At 41.7% G+C, this 264-nt stretch carries 1 protein-coding gene; it reads left to right on the top strand.

Annotated features, from left to right (window positions below):
• Positions 1-264, top strand: a 264-nt coding sequence (locus AAEZ18_RS19030; protein ID WP_352255981.1) for a hypothetical protein, incomplete at both ends; no start/stop codon positions are given.

Genomic DNA, 264 nt, shown 5'->3' with positions numbered 1-264 from the left:
CAATTGTTTTACCGAGAACTTAAAGCGCGTTAAAAATCATTTAATTGAACAGGGAACAATACCTGAAGGCGCTATAGATGTTGATTTTAAATGGCGTGACGCAACTTTTTCTTTGAGCGGCGGAGATAGAGCGCCGGCTAACCCAAGAGTTGAGTTTAAATTTAGGGCGCCAAAAAAGGGCGGTGGACACGCTAAAAATTTGCGCAAAGATGATGTGAGCATTTATGCAAACTACTGTTGTTATTGCGGCAGAAAGTACAGCAA

Source organism: Pseudoalteromonas sp. 19-MNA-CIBAN-0066 (assembly GCF_040308705.1).
Lineage (GTDB): Bacteria > Pseudomonadota > Gammaproteobacteria > Enterobacterales > Alteromonadaceae > Pseudoalteromonas > Pseudoalteromonas nigrifaciens.
The sequence above is the reverse complement of the archived record's forward strand: the minus strand, read 5'-3'. Positions and strand labels throughout refer to the sequence as shown.